Source organism: Candidatus Pantoea floridensis (genome assembly GCF_900215435.1).
GTDB classification, from domain to species: domain Bacteria; phylum Pseudomonadota; class Gammaproteobacteria; order Enterobacterales; family Enterobacteriaceae; genus Pantoea; species Pantoea floridensis.
In genome coordinates this window covers 1,711,597-1,728,928 of the sequence record NZ_OCMY01000001.1, presented here as the reverse complement: position 1 = coordinate 1,728,928, position 17,332 = coordinate 1,711,597, and the positions used below count along the sequence as shown (strand labels likewise).

14 protein-coding genes are annotated in these 17,332 nt (G+C 54.8%); 10 read left to right on the top strand and 4 right to left on the bottom strand.

The genetic code is table 11. The annotated features are described in order from the left end of the window. Window positions 1-6 precede the first annotated feature (6 nt). Entirely contained in the window at window positions 7-939 is a 933-nt protein-coding gene (gene kdgK / locus CRO19_RS08055) for a 2-dehydro-3-deoxygluconokinase (RefSeq protein WP_097095371.1), read from the bottom strand. A 282-nt stretch (window positions 940-1,221) separates the two neighbouring features. On the opposite strand from kdgK, the gene pdeH reads away from it, so the two are divergent. Together pdeH and CRO19_RS08045 are read left to right on the top strand one after the other, a co-directional pair. Further along, window positions 1,222-1,995 carry a cyclic-guanylate-specific phosphodiesterase gene (gene pdeH, locus CRO19_RS08050; protein ID WP_097095370.1) on the top strand — a complete coding sequence of 258 codons (774 nt, stop codon included), beginning with the start codon at window positions 1,222-1,224 and terminating at the stop codon, window positions 1,993-1,995. Between the two features lie 61 nt (window positions 1,996-2,056). Continuing rightward, on the top strand, window positions 2,057-4,117 hold the full coding sequence (locus CRO19_RS08045) for an AsmA family protein (protein WP_097095369.1): 2,061 nt from the start codon (window positions 2,057-2,059) through the stop codon (window positions 4,115-4,117). Here the strand turns inward: CRO19_RS08045 and ppiC are convergent, their stop codons facing one another. Beyond that, a complete protein-coding gene (gene ppiC, locus CRO19_RS08040; protein ID WP_097095368.1) occupies window positions 4,118-4,399 on the bottom strand; it encodes a peptidylprolyl isomerase PpiC in 282 nt (93 codons plus the stop codon). Window positions 4,400-4,471: 72 nt separating this feature from the next. On the opposite strand from ppiC, the gene rep reads away from it, so the two are divergent. Next, entirely contained in the window at window positions 4,472-6,493 is a 2,022-nt protein-coding gene (gene rep, locus CRO19_RS08035) for a DNA helicase Rep (RefSeq protein ID WP_097095367.1), read from the top strand. Window positions 6,494-6,558: 65 nt separating this feature from the next. Here rep and gppA read toward each other — a convergent pair whose 3' ends face one another. After that, window positions 6,559-8,043, bottom strand: a complete 1,485-nt coding sequence (gene gppA / locus CRO19_RS08030; RefSeq protein WP_097095366.1) for a guanosine-5'-triphosphate,3'-diphosphate diphosphatase — start codon at window positions 8,041-8,043, stop codon at window positions 6,559-6,561. 7 nt (window positions 8,044-8,050) lie between these two features. After that, window positions 8,051-9,346 carry an ATP-dependent RNA helicase RhlB gene (rhlB, locus tag CRO19_RS08025; protein ID WP_097095365.1) on the bottom strand — a complete coding sequence of 432 codons (1,296 nt, stop codon included), beginning with the start codon at window positions 9,344-9,346 and terminating at the stop codon, window positions 8,051-8,053. A gap of 117 nt (window positions 9,347-9,463) precedes the next feature. On the opposite strand from rhlB, the gene trxA reads away from it, so the two are divergent. The 7 genes from trxA to rffG all read left to right on the top strand — a co-directional run bounded on the left by trxA (window position 9,464) and on the right by rffG (window position 17,311). Then, entirely contained in the window at window positions 9,464-9,796 is a 333-nt protein-coding gene (gene trxA / locus CRO19_RS08020) for a thioredoxin TrxA (protein ID WP_008105741.1), read from the top strand. Between the two features lie 345 nt (window positions 9,797-10,141). Continuing rightward, window positions 10,142-11,401, top strand: coding sequence for a transcription termination factor Rho (rho, locus tag CRO19_RS08015; protein WP_008105744.1), 1,260 nt, complete (start codon window positions 10,142-10,144; stop codon window positions 11,399-11,401). A 278-nt stretch (window positions 11,402-11,679) separates the two neighbouring features. Next, window positions 11,680-12,756, top strand: a complete 1,077-nt coding sequence (gene wecA / locus CRO19_RS08010; RefSeq protein WP_097095364.1) for a UDP-N-acetylglucosamine--undecaprenyl-phosphate N-acetylglucosaminephosphotransferase — start codon at window positions 11,680-11,682, stop codon at window positions 12,754-12,756. 35 nt (window positions 12,757-12,791) lie between these two features. Then, the gene (wzzE, locus tag CRO19_RS08005) at window positions 12,792-13,841 is read left to right on the top strand and encodes an ECA polysaccharide chain length modulation protein (protein ID WP_097095363.1); all 1,050 of its coding nucleotides are present in this window, start codon (window positions 12,792-12,794) and stop codon (window positions 13,839-13,841) included. Window positions 13,842-13,851: 10 nt separating this feature from the next. Beyond that, window positions 13,852-14,976, top strand: coding sequence for a non-hydrolyzing UDP-N-acetylglucosamine 2-epimerase (gene wecB / locus CRO19_RS08000; RefSeq protein ID WP_097095362.1), 1,125 nt, complete (start codon window positions 13,852-13,854; stop codon window positions 14,974-14,976). Window positions 14,977-14,978: 2 nt separating this feature from the next. Next, window positions 14,979-16,238 carry a UDP-N-acetyl-D-mannosamine dehydrogenase gene (wecC, locus tag CRO19_RS07995; protein WP_097095361.1) on the top strand — a complete coding sequence of 420 codons (1,260 nt, stop codon included), beginning with the start codon at window positions 14,979-14,981 and terminating at the stop codon, window positions 16,236-16,238. Continuing rightward, window positions 16,235-17,311, top strand: a complete 1,077-nt coding sequence (gene rffG, locus CRO19_RS07990) for a dTDP-glucose 4,6-dehydratase (RefSeq protein ID WP_097095360.1) — start codon at window positions 16,235-16,237, stop codon at window positions 17,309-17,311. Before wecC ends, rffG begins: the two co-directional genes overlap by 4 nt. Window positions 17,312-17,332: the final 21 nt, after the last annotated feature.

Sequence of the window (17,332 nt, the reverse complement as noted above, 5' to 3'; positions counted from 1 at the left end):
CCTGGATTAACGCGGCATTGCGCTGAGCGGAATAATCGCACCGCGATGCTGAATTACCGTGCTGGCGGTGAGGTGACCACGCGCTGCCGCCTCTTCGGCGCTGCCCCCGGCTAAACGCAGTGCCAGATACCCGGCGCTAAAGGAGTCTCCTGCGGCGGTGGTATCAATCACTTTCTCTTTCGCCAGCTTGATCGCGGCAACGTCCCGCAGCGGTTCGTCGCCAACCGCCACCAGGCAGGAATCCGCACCGCGCTTAATTGCGATCTCCTGCACGCCTGCGGCACGCGTCCGGGCAATCACCGCATCCAGCGGCTGCTCGCCCCACAGCAGATCCTCATCATCAAGGGTGAGAAACGCCATATCGGTATGACGCAGCATCTCGGCGTACGCCTGCTGCGCGCTGGCTTTATCGGCCCACAGACGCGGACGATAGTTGTTGTCGAAAATTACCTTGCCGCCGTTCTGACGACAGGCGCTGAGCAGCGCCATGAGTTTGTTGCGGCTGGCGGCCGGCAAAATGGCCAGGCTGATGCCACTCAAATAGAGATAATCGTAGTGCGCCAGTTGCTGACAGATATCATCCGCCTGTGCGCTATCCAGCCAGAAGCGCGCGGCGGCGTCGTTGCGCCAGTACCAGAACGTGCGTTCACCGTGATCGTCGGTTTCGATGAAGTACAGGCCCGGCATTTTATTGTCGAGGCGCTGAATCAGATCGGTGTGAATCTGCTCCTGCTGCCAGGCGGCGATCATCTGATCGCTGAAGCTATCGGTGCCAAGTGCGGTGACGTAATCGACACGCAGTTGCTGAGGATCAGACTGGCGTGCCAGATAAACCGCCGTGTTCAGCGTATCCCCGCCAAAACCGCGTTTGATGTTCTCACCTTTCTCGGACAGCTCAATCATGCATTCGCCGATGATGGCGATGTTCTTCTGCGTCATGGTCTTCAGCCTATAGTGAATTTCGCATTAGTCTCGCGTCTGGTATGGCAGTCGTCAATGCTTTTTAAAACGATGTTTTGATTTAGCTTAAGGCGGTAAACTCATCCTGCTGCGGTGATTTAACGGTCAAAGCGCGTTTTGTTTTGCCGATTAAGCGCGGAGCACGCTGTTACACTCAACGATTCTTGGGACTAATGAGATTGATAAAGTTATCCCTGCGATCGCCGATACTTGCCGCTGAGATGCTATTTGCAGGCACTCGACACCAACCAGGAAAAAACCATGGTGATGAAGAATTTGAGTCATCGGCTGCCTGTTTCAAATGAACTGGAGCAACAACAGGAAACGCGTTTCTTCTGGCAGCAGTGCCAACGATTCTATACTTTCCAGCCGATTTATCAGGTCTCAGGCCGCTTGCTGGCCATTGAATTACTGACGGCGGTGACCCATCCCTCCGCGCCAGAAAAAAGGTTGTCGCCCGAAGACTATTTCGAAGCCCTGACTATCTCGCAGCGGCTGGGTGTCGTCCAGGAGCAGCTGGAGCTCCTGGTAAAATGGTCACACTTTTTCAGTCAGCGTCAGCTGGTGGCGTCGGTGAATATCGACGGCCCAACGTTGATGGAAATTGAGCAGCATGAATTGATTCGTACCTTAATCGCGCAGTTGCCATGGGTACGTTTTGAACTGACGGAGCACCACGCGCTGCCGCAGGAAGAGATGGTGGCGAAGATGCCGGAACTCGGTCCGCTATGGCTGGATGACTTTGGCTCTGGGATGGCGAACTTCTCTGCACTAACCGAACTGCGCTACGACTACATCAAATTATCGCGCGAACTGTTTATGCTGCTGCGCGCCAGTGACGAAGGCCGTTCAATGTTCTCCATGCTGCTGGCGTTAATTAACCGTTACTGCAACGGCGTTATCGTGGAAGGCGTGGAAACCGAAGAAGAGTGGCAACAGGTGCGCAGCTCCCCCGCGATAGCGGCGCAGGGCTATTTTTTCTCGCGTCCGGTGCCGTTTAGCGAGCTGGAACACATGGCACTTGAGCTTCCCTGATCCCGTTCTCCAGCGTCTCGACTATCCTTAGTGAGACGTGGAAGGGCATGGAGGAAGCAATATGTCACGTACTCGAAAGATCCTGAGCTGGGTGGTCGGGATTTTTTTGTTATTGGTAGTGTTGATTGTGGTGATCATCGCCACCTTTGACTGGAATCGTCTCAAACCAACGATTAATCAAAAAGTTTCAGCTGAACTGAATCGTCCTTTCGCCATTCGCGGCGATCTTGGCGTGGCTTGGGTGCGCAACCGTGAAGAGCCTGGCTGGCGCAGCTGGGTGCCATGGCCGCAGGTGCATGCTGATGATGTGATGCTCGGTAATCCGCCGACCGTTCCGGATGTCACCATGGTGCACTTACAGCGGGTAGAAGCGACTATTGCGCCGCTGGCGCTGCTGCATAAGCAGATCTATCTGCCGTGGATTAAGATGCAGCAGCCGGACGCACGTCTGGTGCAGACCGCCGACAAAAAGAACAACTGGACCTTCGATCTTGCCAGCAGCGGAAACAGCGATGCAAATGCAGCGCCTTCTGCCTGGTCATTCCGCCTCGATAACATCTTGTTTGATCAGGGGCAGGTGCAGTATCGCGATGCCATCAATAAAGCCGATGTTACGGTGACGATCAATCCGCTGGGGAAACCGGTCCCCTACGCGCAGGTTGCGGGCGGTAACGACCAGCAAAAAGGGGCGGGTGATTTTGTCTTCGGCTGGAAGGCGAGCGGCACCTACAACAACCAAAAACTGGATGGCGACGGTAAAATTGGCGGCATGTTATCGCTGCGCAGCAAAACCACGCCGTTCCCGCTGCAGGTGGATGTCCGCAACGGCAGCACGCGGGTGCGCCTTGATGGCACCTTGCAGGATCCGCTCAATCTCGGCGGGCTGGATGTGCGCCTGCGCTTCTCCGGCGACACGCTGGCGAATCTGTATGGCCTCACGGGCGTGCTGTTGCCGGATACGCCGCCGTATGAAACCGATGGTCATTTGATTGCGCGCTTCAACGAGGATAAAGGGCCGCTGTTCCGCTATGAGAAGTTCAATGGTCATATTGGTGACAGTGATATTCACGGCTCGCTCATTTATCGTCAGGGCAAACCGCGTCCAACGCTTACCGGTGAACTCACCTCGAACCAGCTGCGCATGGCCGATTTGGGGCCATTGATTGGCGTCGATTCGGGTAAAGGCAGCGACAAAACGCAGCAGGCGAAGGCGCAGCGCGGAGAGGCCTCGACGCAGCCCGCCGATCGCGTATTGCCGCATGATAAGTTCGATACCAAAAGCTGGGACGTGATGGACGCTGACGTGAAGTTCAGTGGTAAACGCATTGAACACAGCAGCAAGCTGCCACTCAGCGATCTTTATACTCATGTGCAGCTGAAGAACGGCGATCTGCTGCTCGATCCGCTGCGCTTCGGTATGGCGGGCGGCAGTATCAACTCCACCATTCATCTGGAAGGCGATCGCAGCCCAATGCGCGGACGCGCCGATCTGCATGCGCGCAAGCTGCGCCTGCGTCAGCTGTTCCCGAATGTCACTGCTATGCAAAACAGTTTGGGCCAACTTAACGGTGACGCGACCCTGAGCGGTACCGGTAATTCGGTGGCCGATTTGTTGGGCACCAGCGATGGTGAACTAAAGCTGCTGATGAATGATGGTCTGATTAGCCGAAGCCTAATGGAGATTGCTGGGCTGAACGTCGGTAACTATGTGGTGGGTAAACTGTTCGGTGATGATGAGGTGAAAATCAACTGTGCGGCTACCGATCTGAATATTCGTCAGGGCCTGGCGACGCCGAAGCTATTCTTGCTGGATACCGAGAATGCGGTCATCAACGTCACCGGCAACGTCAACTTCGCTAACGAACGCATGGATTTGTCGATCAATCCGGAGAGTAAAGGGATTCGCATCATCACGCTGCGTTCACCGCTCTATGTGCGCGGTACCTTTAAAAATCCGGATGCCGGTGTGAAAGCCGGGCCGCTCATCGCTCGCGGTGCTGCAGCGGTCGCTCTTGGTGCGGTGGTTGCGCCAGCCGCAGCGCTTTTGGCGCTGGTTTCACCCAGCGATAATGAAGAGAACCAGTGTAGCAACGTGCTACAGCAGATGAAGAATCAGAAGTAATCAGTTACGCCACAGTACTTTGATGATGTGGTAACCAAAGGCGGTTTTCACCGGTCCGTAGGGCTGCAACAGCGGACAGGAGAAGACCGCCTTATCAAAGGCCGGTACCATCTGCCCTTTACGAAACTCACCCAAATCGCCGCCGTTACGACCTGATGGACAGGTAGAGTGCTTTTTAGCCAGCTGCTGGAAGTTTGCGCCTTTTTCAAGCTGCGCCAGCAGAGATGTAGCCTGCGCTTCCTCTTTCACGAGGATATGTAAAGCCGCCGCGGTTTTCGCCATGATGTCATCCTAATGTGTATAATCCGGCCATTATACCCTCCTTTCTTTTGATCCAACTGAGCGAATTCCGTTATGCGTTTAAATCCCGGCCAACAACGAGCTGTCGAATTTGTCACCGGTCCTTGCCTGGTGCTGGCCGGTGCGGGCTCAGGTAAAACGCGCGTTATTACCAATAAAATTGCTCATCTGATCCGCGAATGCGGCTATCAGGCGCGCCATATTGCCGCGGTGACCTTTACCAATAAAGCCTCACGCGAGATGAAAGAGCGTGTGGCGCAAACGCTGGGGCGCAAAGAGGCGCGCGGCCTGATGATTTCAACCTTCCACACGCTGGGGCTTGAGATCATCAAGCGTGAATACAAAGCGCTGGGGATGAAAGCGAGCTTTTTGCTGTTCGACGATCAGGATCAGCTGGCGCTGTTGAAAGACCTGACCAAACAGTGGCTGGAAGAAGATAAAACGCTGTTACAGCAGCTGATTTCCACTATTTCCAACTGGAAGAACGATCTGGTTGATCCGCAGGGCGCAGCGGGTTTGGCCAAATCGCAGCGCGACCAGATTTTCGCCCACTGTTATCAGCTGTATGACCAACATCTGAAATCCTGCAACGTGCTGGATTTCGACGATTTAATTGCGCTGCCAACGCTGCTGTTGCAGCGCAATCAGGAAGTGCGTGAACGCTGGCAGCAGCGCATTCGCTATCTGCTGGTGGATGAATATCAGGACACCAACACCAGCCAATACGAGCTGGTGAAGCTGCTGGTGGGCGCACGAGCGCGCTTTACCGTGGTGGGCGATGACGATCAGTCAATTTACTCATGGCGCGGTGCGCGGCCGCAAAACCTGGTGCTGCTGCAACAGGATTTCCCGGCGCTGGAAGTGGTGAAGCTAGAGCAAAATTACCGCTCAACGCAGCGCATCCTGAAATCCGCCAACATCCTTATCGCTAACAATCCGCACGTGTTTGAGAAGCGCCTGTTCTCCGAATTGGGGCAGGGCAGCGAGCTGAAGGTGCTGAGCGCCAATAACGAAGACCACGAAGCGGAACGCGTGGCGGGCGAACTGATCGCGCATCACTTTATCAATAAAACCGCTTACAAGGATTACGCCATTCTCTACCGCGGCAACCATCAGTCGCGCGTGTTTGAAAAGCAGCTGATGCAGAACCGTATTCCCTATCGCATCTCTGGCGGCACGTCGTTCTTCTCGCGTCCAGAAATCAAAGATTTACTGGCTTACCTGCGCGTGCTGACCAATCAGGAAGATGACAGCGCGTTTCTGCGCATTGTGAATACGCCGCGCCGGGAGATTGGCCCGGCAACGCTGCAGAAGCTGGGCGAATGGGCCAACCTGCGCAATAAGAGCCTGTATCACGCCAGCTTCGATATGGGGCTGGAGCAAACTTTGAGCGGACGTGGGCTGGAGCATTTGCAGCGCTTCACACACTGGCTGAACGACATCATTCAACTGACCGAACGTGAACCGGTCAACGCAGTGCGTGACCTGATACGCGGCATTGATTACGAAAGCTGGCTGTTTGAGACCTCGCCCAGCCCGAAAGCGGCCGAGATGCGCATGAAAAACGTCAATCTGCTGTTCCAGTGGATGACCGAAATGCTGGAAGGCGATGAGCTGAACGAGCCGATGACGCTGGCGCAGGTGGTTACGCGCTTTACGCTGCGCGACATGATGGAGCGCGGTGAGAGCGACGAGGAGCTCGATCAGGTACAGCTGATGACGCTGCACGCGTCGAAAGGGCTGGAGTTCCCTTATGTCTATCTGGTTGGCATGGAAGAGGGTTTATTACCGCACCAGAGCAGCATTGATGAGAACAATATCGAAGAAGAGCGGCGTCTGGCCTATGTGGGCATTACGCGCGCGCAGAAAGAGCTGACCTTTACGCTATGTCGCGAGCGCCGGCAGTATGGCGAGCTGATGCGCCCGGAACCCAGCCGTTTCCTGCTGGAGCTGCCGCAGGATGATGTGGTATGGGAGCGCGAGAAAAAAGTGGTGAGCGCAGAAGAGCGGGCGAAAACCGGACAGACGCGCGTTGCTGGGTTAAGAGCGATGCTGGAGAACGCGAAGAAGGGTTGAAGAAGGGGCGCCATGAATGGCGACCCTACGTCGATTGTAGGGGCGGCATTGATGCCGCCTGACCATCAGGAAATCGTCAGCAGCCAGTGCACGTAAGATTGATAGTGGCTTTCCTGCTCCAGCAGCTCAGAACGCAGCGGGTGCGCTTCACGCCAACCGGCTGGCAGCGTCAGATGCAACGCATCATCATCCGCCTGCAAACGCACGGCGGGCAGGGTGTCATCGCGTCGACGGCTCGAGAAGATTATCGCTAAACGCAGCAAACGGCTTAAACGCTCCGCCATGCGCGGCGGGACGGCGTTCTGCTGCGTCAGCAAGGCCAAATCAATGCTGCCGCTTTGATTCTGTAGCAGACAGGCCAGCATTTTTTTCTGTGCGGGAGTGAAGCCGGGAAGATCAAGATGACGAATCAGGTAAGCGGCGTGCTGCGGTGCCTGACGGAAATCGACGCTCAGGCCAATTTCGTGAATCGAACAGGCGCTGAGAAGCAGATCGCGACATCGGTTATCCAGCTTCCAGCTGCTGCTCACCTGACGAAAGAAACTCTCTGCTAGCTGACGCACCCGACCAGCCTGCTCAATATCAATGGCAAAACGGCGCTGCACATTTTGCAGCGTGCGGCTGCGGATATCGCGATCCACTGGCAGATGCAGCATGCCGTACACCAAACCTTCCCGCAGTGCGCCGCCAGCCAACGTCATGCCTTCAATACCCAGCTCCTGGAAGATAGCGATGAGGATCGATAGGCCGCTGGGGAACACCAGCGCGCGTTCCAGCGTTAATCCTTCAATTTCCAGCTCTTCCAGCTTGCCGCATTGAATGGCGCGTTGCTTCAGCTGTTGCAGCTTGCTCAGGGTGATGCGTTCATCCATGCCCTGTGCCACCATGATTTCCTGCAACGCCTGCACGGTGCCGGATGCACCCACGCAGATTTGCCAGCCTTTCTCACGCAGCGCCGCTGCCACTGGACGAATCATCTCGCGTGCAGCCAGTTCGGCCTGCTCGAAATTCTCTTTCGCCAGATGACGATCGCTGAAGTAGCGTTCAAGCCAGGTGACGCAGCCCATCGACAAGCTAAATAGCGTGGTGGCATGCGAGCCTTCGCCGGTCACCAGTTCGGTGCTGCCGCCGCCGATATCCACCACTAAACGCTGATCGGAACCGCCGGTGGTGTGCGCCACGCCTTGATAGATCAGGCGCGCTTCTTCTTCGCCGCTGATGACATTCACCGGACAGCCAAGAATTTGTTCGGCGGTAATGAGGAAATCCTGCGCATTTTCTGCAATGCGCAGCGTGGCGGTTGCTACCACGCGGATTTGCTCTGGGGGAATATCCTGAAGCTGTTCAGAGAACAACTTCAGACACTGCCAGCCACGTTGCATCGCCTCTGCAGAGAGATGATTGGCTTTGTCGAGGCCCGCGGCCAGACGCACTTTGCGTTTTATCCGCGCGACGGTCTGAATACTGCCAGACACTTCGCGCACCACCAACATATGAAAGCTGTTAGAACCTAAATCAATCGCTGCATAGAGTGACGATGCGCTTAGCATGGTGTGCTTAACCCGAACGTTTACGGTTGCTATTGCGCGGTGCGCCACTACGACGGTTGCTGTTGTTCCCGCCACGGCGTGGACCGTTTCCTGAGCGACTGCGCTGCAGGCGCTTCGGCGGTGGTAGCTCGTTCAGCAACGCGTCGCTGTTGTACTTGCTCACCGGAATACCGTGACCAATGTACTCTTCAATCGCTGGCAGGTTCAGCGCGTACTCTTCACACGCGAGGCTAATGGAATGACCGCTGGCACCGGCGCGGCCCGTACGGCCAATGCGGTGTACGTAGTCTTCGCGATCGTCAGGCAGATCGTAGTTGAACACATGCGTGACCGCAGGAATATGCAAACCACGTGCGGCCACATCGGTGGCAACCAGGATATCCACATCACCTTTGGTGAAATCGTCGAGGATACGCAGACGTTTTTTCTGTGCCACGTCGCCAGTCAGCAGACCAACGCGGTGACCGTCGGCAGCCAGATGGCCCCAAATGTCTTCACAACGATGCTTGGTGTTAGCGAAAATAATCGCGCGATCGGGCCACTCTTCCTCAACCAGCGTCTGCAGCAAGCGCATTTTCTCTTCATTAGAAGGATAGAAAAGCTCTTCTTTGATGCGATGGCCGGTTTTCTGCTCCGGTTCCACTTCCACGTATTCGGCGTTGTTCATGTGCTCAAACGCCAGTTCACGTACGCGGTAAGATAAGGTGGCAGAGAACAACATACTCAGGCGTTGGGTGGCCGGCGGCATGCGGCGGAACAGCCAACGGATATCTTTAATAAAGCCGAGATCGAACATGCGATCGGCTTCATCCAGCACAACAACCTGAATGGCGCCCAGGTTGACATGGTTCTGCTTGGCATAGTCGATCAAACGTCCGGTGGTGCCCACCAGAATGTCGACGCCATCTGCCAATACTTTCAACTGTTTATCGTAGCCGTCGCCACCATAAGCCAGGCCCAGCTTTAAGCCAGTGACCTTCGCTAACGGCTCTGCATCAGCATGAATTTGTACGGCGAGCTCACGCGTTGGGGCCATGATCAGCGCACGTGGCTGATTAATCTGGCGACCTTCTGCGGCAGGATGAGAAAGAAGATAATGAAACGTTGACGTCAGGAACGCCATCGTTTTGCCGGTACCGGTTTGCGCCTGACCCGCAACATCACGCCCTGTAAGCGTAAGAGGCAACGCGAGCGCCTGTATAGGCGTGCAGTGGCTAAAGCCTTTAGTATCAAGGGCTTCTATCACCTGAGGGTGCAGGGCGAAGTCGGAAAACTTCTGTTCAGTTAAGTGTGTTTTGCTCATAGTGTGGTAGAATATCAGCTTACTAGCGCTTTACGAAAGCGTATCCGATGAAATAAAGTCAACCTACGTTGGTATAATTTCCGCCGATTCGCCAGGCACAATCTTTTGGAGTTAAACATGAGCAGCGATAAGATCGTTCACTTGACCGATGACAGTTTCGACACAGACGTACTGAAAGCAGACGGTGTCACTCTGGTAGATTTCTGGGCTGAATGGTGTGGTCCTTGCAAAATGATCGCCCCAATCCTCGACGAAGTCGCCGAAGAGTACGAAGGTAAGCTTACCATCGCGAAATTGAACATTGATGACAACCCGGGTACAGCGCCTAAATATGGCATCCGCGGTATTCCAACTCTGCTGCTGTTCAAGAACGGCGAAGTGGCGGCAACCAAGGTTGGTGCACTGTCTAAAGGGCAGTTGAAAGAGTTTCTGAACGCTAACCTGGCCTAAGCCCGGCGCGGTGTTTGTTCCGCAGTGGTGAATTTTTTCGCCACTGCTGGACGTCTCACTTTAAGCGTGTTAAGTTGAGTTCACTGCATTACGCTCTTACCTTGTAGTTTGCATCTAAGTTTTCCCTTGTCAGACCCTACTCGCAATGAACGTTATCGTGGTTTGGCAATCTGATGACTAGCACATTCGGCATCATCTTTCGACCGTCTCCTCGTTTCCTATCGCCACATCTGACGATAATCGTCGAGCTGAGTTGAAAAAGAGCCATTAACAGGCATGGAATTTTTGCCATACCACTCACGACAATCATTTCGAGAATTACCCCGAGTTTAAGAACCCATCACTATGAATCTTACCGAATTAAAGAATACGCCGGTTTCTGAGCTGATTACCCTCGGCGAAAATATGGGGCTGGAAAACCAGGCGCGTATGCGCAAGCAGGATATTATTTTCTCTATCCTGAAACAGCACGCAAAAAGCGGCGAAGACATCTTTGGTGATGGTGTGCTGGAGATACTGCAGGACGGATTTGGTTTCCTCCGTTCTGGAGACAGCTCCTACCTCGCCGGTCCCGATGATATCTACGTTTCTCCCAGCCAAATCCGCCGCTTCAACCTCCGCACTGGTGACACCATTTCTGGCAAGATTCGCCCGCCAAAAGAAGGTGAACGCTATTTTGCGCTGTTGAAAGTTAACGAAGTTAACTACGACAAGCCGGAAAACGCGCGCAACAAGATTCTGTTCGAAAACCTCACGCCATTGCATGCCAGCAAGCGTATGCGTATGGAGCGCGGTAACGGCTCGACTGAAGACCTGACAGCACGCGTGCTGGACCTGGCTTCCCCAATTGGTCGTGGCCAGCGTGGTCTGATCGTGGCACCGCCGAAAGCCGGTAAAACCATGCTGCTGCAGAACATCGCGCAGAGCATTGCCTACAACTATCCAGATTGCCTGTTGATGGTGCTGCTGATTGACGAACGTCCGGAAGAAGTGACCGAGATGCAGCGTCTGGTTAAAGGTGAAGTCATCGCTTCTACCTTTGATGAGCCAGCTTCACGCCACGTACAGGTTGCTGAGATGGTGATCGAGAAGGCTAAGCGCCTGGTTGAGCACAAAAAAGATGTGATCATCCTGCTCGATTCCATCACCCGTCTGGCGCGTGCCTACAACACCGTGGTTCCCGCATCAGGTAAAGTCCTGACCGGTGGTGTGGATGCGAACGCCCTGCATCGTCCGAAGCGTTTCTTCGGTGCGGCACGTAACGTGGAAGAGGGCGGCAGCCTGACCATCATCGCTACCGCGCTGGTTGATACCGGTTCGAAGATGGACGAAGTGATTTACGAAGAGTTTAAAGGTACAGGTAACATGGAACTGCACCTCTCGCGTAAAATCGCCGAGAAACGCGTATTCCCAGCGATCGATTACAATCGTTCTGGTACGCGTAAAGAAGAGCTGCTCACCACGCAGGAAGAGCTGCAGAAGATGTGGATCCTGCGCAAAATCATCCATCCAATGGGTGAAATCGATGCGATGGAATTCCTCATCAATAAACTGGCAATGACCAAAACCAACGACGAATTCTTCGATATGATGAAGCGTTCCTAAGTCGCAGGTGGCGACCCGCTAAGCCAAGCGGTGATTCGCACAATTTGCCAGGAATTATTGCTAACGCCACGTCTTAACGTGGCGTTTTTTATTTATGGGCATTAGGATGAGCCCAGTCAGGAAGCATTTATTTTGACTGTGGCAGATATTTGCTTGTTTTTTCAGCAATCAGACTTTTCTGCAGCAGAATTCGGAATAGGGATATACGGCAATAGCGGGTGTTTTGCCTATTGTTGACCACGATTTTAGCTGAGAGCATGAACGTGAATTTACTCACTATGAGTACTGAGCTTGGTTTAGTTTTTCTTTTTACTTTAGTGTTCCTGTTTTTTGCTCGCAAAGCAGCTAAAAAAATTGGGCTAGTGGACACTCCAAACTCCAGAAAAAGACACCATGGTGCCATTCCGTTAGTGGGTGGTATTTCTGTGTACGCGGGTATCTGCTTCGCTTTTGCCATCTCAAATTATTATTTACCGCACGCGATGCTCTATCTGAGCTGTGCGGGCGTGTTGGTATTGGTGGGAGCTCTTGACGATCGTTTTGATATCAGCGTCAAAATTCGTGCGCTGGTGCAGGCGGTGGTCGCCATTGTGATGATGGTGGGTGCCAAACTCTATTTGCTCAGCCTCGGATTTATTATCGGCCCGGTAGAGTTAATCGTTGGCCCCTTTGGCTATGTATTAACGCTGTTCGCCGTGTGGGCCGCGATCAATGCGTTTAATATGGTGGATGGAATTGATGGCCTGCTCGGCGGCCTCTCCAGCGTTACCTTCGCCGCGATAGGTATTATTCTCTACTTCGATGGCCAAACCAGCCTCGCCATGTGGTGTTTTGCGATGATCGCCGCCACCATTCCTTATATTCTGCTCAATCTCGGTTTGATTGGCCGCCGCTATAAAGTGTTTATGGGCGATGCCGGTAGCACCATGATCGGTTTCACTATCATCTGGATCTTGCTGGAAACCACCCAGGGTTTAAGCCATCCGATCACGCCGGTTACTGCGCTGTGGCTGATTGCCATTCCGCTGATGGATATGGTGGCGATTATGTATCGGCGTTTGCGGAAAGGCATGAGCCCGTTTTCTGCCGATCGCCAACACATTCATCATTTGATCATGCGCGCCGGCTTCACTTCACGTCAGGCATTTTTGCTGATTACCGTGGCCGCAGCGATCCTGGCCGGTATTGGCGTGCTCGGTGAATATCTGGCCTTTATCCCGGAATGGGTGATGCTGGTGCTGTTCCTGATGGCGTTTCTCCTTTACGGCTATTGCCTGAAGCACGCATGGCGTGTAGCGCGCAAAATCCGTCGCATAAAACGTCGCTGGCAAAGCAGCAGCGAAGATAAAAAATAAATTACCCAGAAAGTACCCTGATAAGGATTTTTGTTATGACCTCTGTGGTTGTAGAAAACGAACTGGATGTGCGAGGCCTCGGCTGTACGCTGTGGCGTGGCAAGCGCTGGATTGTTGGCCTGGCGCTGCTGTTTGCGCTGTTTGCGTGGCTGGCCTCGATGTTGATGAAGCAGGCGTGGAGCACCACGGCAGTCACCGATCGTCCTACGGTGAATATGTTGGGTGATTTCTTTGTGCAGCAGCAATTTCTCAATAATCTGGATGTCCGCACCAATACGCTCAATCTCAGTTCGCCAGCCCCAACCGTTATGGATGAGGTTTATCAAGAGTTCACAATGCAGCTGGCATCATGGGATACGCGTCGTGATTTCTGGCAGCAGACCGATTACTACAAAAGTCGTAAAAGCGGCAACGCGCACAATGATGCGGCGCTGCTCGATGACTTAATCACCAACATCCAGTTCACGGCGGCCGATCCGGCGCGCAATGTGTTAGATAACATCAAGCTGGTCGCCGAAACTGCCGGTGATGCCAATAATTTGCTACGCCAATATATTGCCTATGCCAGCGAACGTGCGGCACGCCATTTGAATGCGGAGCTAAAAGGCGCCTGGCAGGCGCGCAACATACAGTTGCAGGCGCAGGTCACGCGTCAGGAAGAAGTGGCGCAGGCGGTGTTTGAACGTCAACGTCAGCGTATTGTGCAGGCGCTGAAGGTGGCCGATGAACAGGGCATTAAAGAGAATCGGGCGCCGGCTACGGGTGAGGCGCTGCCAGACAGCGATCGCTTCTTGCTTGGCCAGCAAATGTTGCAGGCGCAGCTCGACACGTTACAGGCCAGCGGACCTGCTTATGATTTAAGCTATGATCAAAACAAGGCGATGCTGAGTACGCTGCAGGCGGGGCCGCGTCTGGACAAACAGTTCCAGACCTATCGTTATTTGCGCACGCCGGAAGAGCCGGTTTCGCGTGATAGTCCGCGTCGTCTGTTTATGATGATCATGTGGGGCGCCATTGGCGCGCTGGTCGGTGCGGGAGTGGCGCTGGTGCGACGTCCGCGTTCAACGTTACCATCGAGCCATTAAGAGAAGCCACGTGAAAGTTCTGACCGTATTTGGCACGCGTCCTGAAGCGATCAAAATGGCTCCGCTGGTGCAGGCGCTGGCGCAGGATGCTGTGTTCGAGTCACGCTTATGCGTTACTGCACAGCATCGAGAAATGCTCGATCAGGTACTGCGTCTGTTTCAGCTGCAACCTGATTATGACCTGAACATCATGCGTCCGGAGCAAGGGCTGACGGAGATTACCAGCCGCATTTTGCAGGGCATGAAAACCGTGCTGGCCGACTTTCAGCCGGATGTGGTGTTGGTGCATGGCGATACCACCACCACTTTTGCCGCCAGCCTGGCGGCGTTTTACCACCAGATTCCCGTGGGTCACGTGGAAGCCGGGCTGCGTACCGGCAACCTGATGTCGCCGTGGCCAGAAGAGGCCAACCGCACATTGACTGGCCACCTGGCGAGCTACCACTTCACCCCGACGGAAAACTCGCGGCAAAATCTGCTGCGTGAGAACCTGCCGGATGCGCGCATTTTCGTTACTGGCAATACGGTGATTGATGCGCTGCTGTGGGTACGCGATCGCGTATTGGATGATGCGGATCTCAATGCCCGCCTGGCCGCGCGCTATCCGTTCCTCGACGCCGATAAAAAGCTGATTCTGGTTACGGGCCATCGTCGCGAAAGTTTTGGCGACGGCTTCGAACGCATCTGCAGCGCGCTAGCGCAAATTGCACGCCAGCATCCGCAGGTGCAAATCGTCTATCCGGTGCACCTCAATCCCAATGTCAGCGAGCCGGTAAACCGCATTCTCAGCGGTATCGAAAATATCATTCTGATTGAGCCGCAGGAGTATTTGCCGTTTGTCTGGCTGATGAACCGTTCATGGCTGATTCTGACCGATTCCGGCGGCATTCAGGAAGAAGCGCCGTCGCTCGGCAAGCCGGTGCTGGTGATGCGCGATACCACCGAGCGGCCGGAAGCCGTGGACGCAGGCACGGTGAAACTGGTGGGCACCGATATCAGTAAGATTGTCGCGGAAGTCAGCCTGCTGTTGCAGGACGATGAAGCCTGGCAGGCAATGAGCCGTGCGCACAACCCTTATGGCGATGGCCATGCCTGCGCGCGCATCTTGCAGGCCCTAAAACAACACAGAGTATAACCATGCGTTTTGAAACCATTTCCGTTATCGGACTGGGCTATATTGGGCTGCCAACGGCGGCCGTTTTTGCCTCACGGGGAAAAAAAGTCGTTGGCGTGGATATTAATAGCCGCGCTGTCGAAACCATTAATCGCGGCGATATCCACATCGTTGAACCCGAACTGGGTGAGGTGGTGCGCGACGCGGTGCGAGACGGATACCTGCGCGCCACCACGCAGGCCGAAGCCGCCGATGCTTTTCTGATTGCCGTACCCACGCCGTTTATCGGCGATCATCAGCCCGATCTCAGCTACGTGCAGGCCGCCGCGTTGTCCATTGCGCCCGTATTAAAGGCGGGCGATCTGGTGATTCTCGAATCGACGTCGCCAGTCGGCGCAACCGAGCAGATGGCGCAATGGCTCGCGGATGCGCGTCCCGATCTGCGTTTCCCGCAGCACGGCGATGCGTGCGATGTGTTTATCGCGTACTGCCCGGAACGGGTATTGCCCGGCAAAGTGATGGTCGAACTGCTGGAAAACGATCGCGTGATTGGCGGCATGACGCCAGCCTGTTCTGCGCGCGCCAGCGAGCTGTATCGCATTTTCCTGCGTGGTGCATGCGTGGAAACCCATGCGCGTACCGCCGAGATGTGCAAACTGACGGAAAATAGCTTCCGCGATGTGAATATCGCTTTTGCTAATGAGCTGTCGCTGATCTGTGCAGAGCAAGGCATCAACGTGTGGGAACTGATTGCGCTGGCGAATCGCCATCCGCGCGTCAATATTCTGCAGCCTGGGCCGGGCGTTGGCGGGCACTGCATTGCCGTCGATCCCTGGTTTATCGTGGCGCAAAATCCAGAACAGGCGCGGCTGATTCGTACCGCGCGTGAAGTGAATGATGCGAAACCGGGCTGGGTGCTGGACCAGGTAAAACAGGCTTTGGCCGAATGCCTCACCGCCAGCGGTAAACGTGCCAGCGATATCACCATTGCCTGCTTTGGTCTGGCCTTCAAACCGAATATTGATGATTTACGCGAAAGCCCGGCGATGAGCGTTGCCCATCTGATTGCCGAATGGCACAGCGGACAAACCTGGGTGGTTGAGCCGCACGTAACGGCCATTCCGCAGCGTCTGGCGCACGAAGCCACGCTGGTCACCACCGAAGATGCGCTGCAACAGGCGGATATTCTGGTGATGCTGGTTGACCATGCGCAGTTCCGCGCGGTTGAGGCTGCACAGATTACCCAGCCGTGGATTGTTGATACCAAAGGCGTCTGGCGATGAAACAGTTTTTGGTGACCGGCGGCGCAGGATTTATCGGCTCGGCGTTGGTGCGTTTTCTGCTTGAAAACACTGAGCATCGCGTGGTGGTGGTCGATAAGCTGAGTTACGCTGGCAATCTGGCCTCGCTGGCGCCGGTGCAGCAGAACACGCGTTTCGCCTTCGAGCAGGTGGATATTTGCGATCGCGCCGAGCTGGATCGCGTGATGACGCAGTACCAGCCAGATTGCATCATGCATCTGGCGGCGGAAAGTCACGTCGATCGTTCGATTGATGGTCCGATTGCCTTCATCGAAACCAATATCGTCGGCACCTATCAACTGCTGGAAGCGGCGCGGCATTACTGGAATAACATGGTGGATGAGCGCAAAAAGGGCTTCATTCTCCATCACATCTCTACCGATGAAGTGTTTGGCGACCTGCACGGCAGCGACGATTTCTTTACCGAAACCACGCCGTATGCGCCCAGCAGCCCGTATTCGGCGACCAAGGCCAGCAGCGATCATCTGGTGCGCGCCTGGCTGCGTACCTATGGTTTGCCGGTGATCGTTACCAACTGTTCCAACAATTACGGCCCATATCATTTTCCTGAGAAGCTGATCCCGCTCACCATCATTAATGCGCTGGCAGGTAAACCACTGCCGGTATACGGCAACGGCAGCCAGATTCGTGACTGGCTCTATGTGGAAGACCACGCGCGGGCGCTTTATTGCGTAGTCAGCAGCGGCAAAGTGGGTGAAACCTATAATATCGGCGGTCATAACGAGCGACGGAATCTTGAGGTGGTGGAAACCCTGTGTGATTTGCTGGATGAACTGGCCCCACAGCAGCGTGCACCACAGCTGTCGTGCTATCGGGACTTGATTACCTTTGTGAGCGATCGTCCCGGCCACGACCAGCGTTACGCCATTGACGCCAGCAAAATTGCGCGCGAGCTGGGCTGGACGCCGCAGGAAACCTTTGAGAGCGGTATCCGCAAAACCGTGCAGTGGTACCTGGCGAACCCACAATGGTGGCAGGCGATTCTTAATGGCAGCTATCGCGGCGAGCGTCTGGGCCTGGCCACGCCGCGCTAAAACCCAATTCAGAAGGAGCAG

Coding starts and splice junctions, on each gene's coding strand:
- pdeH (WP_097095370.1), top strand. CDS start 1,222: ATGGTGATGAAGAATTTGAGTCATCGGCTGCCTGTTTCAAATGAACTG.
- rhlB (WP_097095365.1), bottom strand. CDS start 9,346: ATGAGCAAAACACACTTAACTGAACAGAAGTTTTCCGACTTCGCCCTG.
- ppiC (WP_097095368.1), bottom strand. CDS start 4,399: ATGGCGAAAACCGCGGCGGCTTTACATATCCTCGTGAAAGAGGAAGCG.
- wecC (WP_097095361.1), top strand. CDS start 14,979: ATGCGTTTTGAAACCATTTCCGTTATCGGACTGGGCTATATTGGGCTG.
- CRO19_RS08045 (WP_097095369.1), top strand. CDS start 2,057: ATGTCACGTACTCGAAAGATCCTGAGCTGGGTGGTCGGGATTTTTTTG.
- kdgK (WP_097095371.1), bottom strand. CDS start 939: ATGACGCAGAAGAACATCGCCATCATCGGCGAATGCATGATTGAGCTG.
- wecA (WP_097095364.1), top strand. CDS start 11,680: ATGAGTACTGAGCTTGGTTTAGTTTTTCTTTTTACTTTAGTGTTCCTG.
- rffG (WP_097095360.1), top strand. CDS start 16,235: ATGAAACAGTTTTTGGTGACCGGCGGCGCAGGATTTATCGGCTCGGCG.
- rep (WP_097095367.1), top strand. CDS start 4,472: ATGCGTTTAAATCCCGGCCAACAACGAGCTGTCGAATTTGTCACCGGT.
- gppA (WP_097095366.1), bottom strand. CDS start 8,043: ATGCTAAGCGCATCGTCACTCTATGCAGCGATTGATTTAGGTTCTAAC.
- wzzE (WP_097095363.1), top strand. CDS start 12,792: ATGACCTCTGTGGTTGTAGAAAACGAACTGGATGTGCGAGGCCTCGGC.
- trxA (WP_008105741.1), top strand. CDS start 9,464: ATGAGCAGCGATAAGATCGTTCACTTGACCGATGACAGTTTCGACACA.
- rho (WP_008105744.1), top strand. CDS start 10,142: ATGAATCTTACCGAATTAAAGAATACGCCGGTTTCTGAGCTGATTACC.